3 protein-coding genes are annotated in these 2,280 nt (G+C 36.0%); all 3 read right to left on the minus strand.

Annotated elements, in window-relative coordinates:
- Window positions 1-769, minus strand: a 769-nt coding sequence (locus tag AB3X49_RS21665; protein WP_367964666.1) for a sigma-70 family RNA polymerase sigma factor, incomplete at its 3' end; no start/stop codon positions are given.
- Window positions 747-2,057, minus strand: coding sequence for a phytoene desaturase family protein (locus AB3X49_RS21670; RefSeq protein ID WP_367964668.1), 1,311 nt, complete (start codon window positions 2,055-2,057; stop codon window positions 747-749). The genes AB3X49_RS21665 and AB3X49_RS21670, both read right to left, overlap by 23 nt.
- 86 nt (window positions 2,058-2,143) lie before the next feature.
- On the minus strand, window positions 2,144-2,280 hold a 137-nt coding region (locus tag AB3X49_RS21675), incomplete at its 5' end, for a luciferase domain-containing protein (protein ID WP_367964670.1).

Genomic DNA, 2,280 nt, shown 5'->3' on the forward strand with positions numbered 1-2,280 from the left:
CTTTATTATTTATTGTAACTATAACGCCTGGTGCACCATTTACTATTTTGAAATCAACACTATACTTTTCTGGCAATCGTTTTGCAATTCCAAAGAACAAACGTATAATTTTATCTGCAGAATAAATCGGATTAATTGCAGTTGTAACTTTACCACCACCATCTGCTTTAAATATCGCATCTGTTTTTAAAACTTCTAACATGCCTTCTGCATCCCCACACTGTAATGATGATACAAACTTTTCCACATAGGCAGCCATTTTCTTCGTACTTAATGTTGATTGCTTCGGCTTATCTAAAATACTTTTTCGTGCGCGTTGAAAGATCTTCCGGCAATTCACACTACTCTTATCAACAATTGAAGCTATTTCCTCGTAGTCATAACTGAAAACCTCTCTTAATATAAAAACAACCCTTTCTACCTCAGACAATTGTTGTAAAAGTAATAAATATGCCGTAGAAATTGATTCTTTCATTACAAATGACTCTACTGGCTCATCAGACTCTTCCACAAATGGCTCTGGTAACCACATCCCTACATATACATTACGTTTATGCGCTGCCGAACGTAATGTATCAATTGAACGATTTGTCGCCATTTTACACAAATATGCTTTCATATTTTCTATAGATTGAACATCCTCTATATTATTTACCGCGATAAATACGTCATGAACGATATCTTCAGCGTCCATAACACTCCCAAGGATTCTATATGCTAATGAAAATAATAATGGTTGATACGCTTCATATAATTGCTCCGTTTCCATGATGAACTGCCTCACTTTCTAATTGCTTTAAAATGTGTAACGCTGCACGTTTCCCGCTTGCTACCGCAGCATCAGCTAATATTTCGTCATGCCCAGCCCAATCTCCTGCAACGTATACACCTGTCATTTCAGGTATATTAGGACCCGGATTTTCAACTCGGCCAATATGAGAAAAATCATGTACTACCGTTATTTTCGGTAAATATTGCTTTGCAACAACTTCTCTTTTCCAATTAGGATGTAGCAACTCCATCGTATTTTCTAACTGTTCTTGATCATCATGAAAATGATTTATCTCTAGCATAGGATTATGGTACTTAATTACACTCACTACAATTGCTCCATCTTCACTTAATTTGGCTGCTCTTGATTGATTCGTGAAAAATATAGGTTGATCTAACCCTAATGCAAATTGATGTGTAGGATTGGTTAAGCGTCTTAAACCAATATCTAATGCAGCGACGGTAACCCGTACCGATTGTTCACTCCATCTATACAAACTTGTTCCTTCTGCACCTTTTATTATTTTACAAGCTTCTTTCGGTGGAATCGTCACGACAACTGCATTAACTTTAAATACTTCATCATCCGAACAACGAATTTTTTGTATACCTTCACAATTTTCTACTTCCAATACATGCTTACTAGCCTGAAATTGCACCCCAACATTATTCGCTATATCTCTTAATTTTGTTATTATCGTCTCCCAACCACCATCTACATAAAATACTCCTTCTTTTATTGAAAGCTGTATTTGCGTTAGTACAGATGATGCTAACTGTATTGTAGGAGCAAACGTATATGTTGTTGTTCTGCATAACGCATAAAATATATTTCGAACCATTGGATCTTTTATTTCTTTTTCTGCCCATGTAGATAAACTCATTTTTTGAACTTCTCCTACATCTAATTTCCCTAAATGAATCATAAGACGAGAGAATTGTACTTTTGCAGACCATGAAAGTAACGGTGTTGATAAAATGGAGCGAAAATCCGTTGGGATAGTATATACGTCATCTTTCCATATTCCGTGTGCTTTCGTGGACGGCATTCCTCCCGTAAGTTTCATACCAAGCTCGTTAAATGTTAAGAACGCTTCTCCTCCGCGGTATAAAGCGTGTGCTCCAAGGTTCATATATATGCCATTTTTATTTATTGTCATCGCTCTGCCACCAAAACGACTTGATTTTTCTAATACAACAACTTTCCTTCCTTCTTTCGCTAAATATATAGATGCTGTTAACCCTGCAAGCCCCCCGCCAACAATTGCTACATCAAAATTTTTCATAATAAAATCCCTCCTTATCATTCTAAATACAAGACGAACGATGAAGGAAGGATGTGACAAAAAAATATATTATTAAGTTAGCTACTTTATTTAATTTTGGCGATCCGATCATATTGCATACGAAATAACTCAATAGCAAACGGAATGTCCTCTTCACTCTTTATAAAATAACTAATCCATCCTGATTCGGGTAATACATGGTGTGGTTGAACTGATCCTTGAT

It is taken from the genome of Bacillus sp. C30 (assembly GCF_040838255.1).
Taxonomy (GTDB): domain Bacteria; phylum Bacillota; class Bacilli; order Bacillales; family Bacillaceae_G; genus Bacillus_A; species Bacillus_A mycoides.